1 protein-coding gene is annotated in these 1,459 nt (G+C 69.5%); it reads right to left on the bottom strand.

What is annotated here, in order from left to right; all coding sequences use genetic code 11:
• Positions 1-100: 100 nt before the first annotated feature.
• The coding region (locus ACIA77_RS52420) for a glycosyltransferase (protein WP_395893749.1) at positions 101-1,459 on the bottom strand (1,359 nt) is incomplete at its 5' end.

The raw sequence follows: 1,459 nt of genomic DNA, 5'->3' as shown, positions 1-1,459 counted from the left end.
GTCGGTACGTGTGGCCGGGTCGCCCGGCCGGCGGCCAGGATCGACCATCCGTGTGTTTCGGTGTTGCGGCGGAGTTCGCCGCCGTGCCACGGTTTCACGGTCATCGGTTCGTCCTCCTGGAGCCGAGGTACGCGGTGCGGCACGACTGCGAGCAGAACCGGTGGAGCACGCCGTCGCGGAGTGCGGTGAAGGATTCGTCGCCGGGGGTCGTGGACAGTCCGCAGAAGGGGTCCCGGTTACCGCCGCGGGTCATCAAGGCACCGGGCTGGTCTCCGTGTGCGAGGCCGTCGAGCAGGGTCAGCTCGTCGAGCACGAGGCGGGGGACGAGGAAGTGGCGGCGGACCCGTTCGTGGCCGGCGGCGGCCAGTGCGGCCGATCGCGCGTGGTCGGTCAGCAGTTCGGCCAGCGCCTTGGCGCAGCTCTGGGTGGAGTCGACCAGCACTCCGCCCGAGTCGTCGGCGACTTGCAGGGGGATCCCGCCGGCCCGGCCCGCCACGACGGGTGTGCTCTTCCACAAGGCTTCGGAGATGACCAGGCCGAACCCTTCGCGGATGGACTTCTGCACCATGACGGCGGACGTGCGCTGGAAGGCGTTGACTTCGATGTTGCCGACGCCGGTGAAGTTCGTGAACACGTGGACGCCGCTGTCGGCGCGGGTCGCGTCGCTGATCGTGCGGTAGACCTCCCAGGCTTCCGGGTCGTCGAGCGCCATGGAACCGACGAGGGCGAGCTGCAGGTTCGGTACTTCGTCGCGGACCAGCCGGTACGCCTCGATCACGCCGAGTGGGTCCTTCCACGGGTCGAACCGGGAGACCTGGGTGATGAGCGGCTGGGCGGGCTCGATGCCGATCCAGTTCAGGACCGCGTGCGCGGTGCGTTCGTCGAGCGACATGTTCTTCGGGCTCAGCGGGTCGATCGCCGGCGGGATGACGTCGACGCGGGCACCGGAGAGCGAGGGCGGGACGAACTCGGCGAGCGTGAACACGGTCGCGTCGTAGGGGGCGATGAACTTCTCCAGGTAGCCCCACGTTTCGGGGTGCGGCTGCGAGGTGTCGATGTGGCAGCGCCAGATCCAGTGGGCCCGCGAGCCGGTCACGAACGAGCGCAGGGCAGCCGGTTGCGGGTCGTGGACGAAGACGAAGTCGAACGACGCGAAGTCGGGATCCTCGCCGAGGCCGGCGGCGTTGCGCCGGGTGGTTTCTTCGTAGCCGGCTCGTTCGGTGGCGGTCAGCGGATCCGGCGCGCCTTGCAGTCCGTTGTGGAGCTTCTTGGTGGCGGCGAAGAAGGCGGGATCGCCGTTGATGATCCGCCACTGGGTGTGCAGGCCGAGGTCGTTGTAGAGCGGGACGACCGAGCGGAGGAGTTCCGCCACCCCGCCGCCGTAGGGCGTGGCGCTCAGGTGGAGCACGCGCGCGCCGCGCAAGCGGTTCGCCACCGCGACGAGGGAGTCGAGGATCCA

The sequence above is a fragment of the Amycolatopsis sp. NPDC051903 genome, assembly GCF_044452505.1.
GTDB lineage: Bacteria > Actinomycetota > Actinomycetes > Mycobacteriales > Pseudonocardiaceae > Amycolatopsis.
Note: the sequence above shows the minus strand (reverse complement) of the source record. Positions and strands in the feature narration are given on the sequence as shown.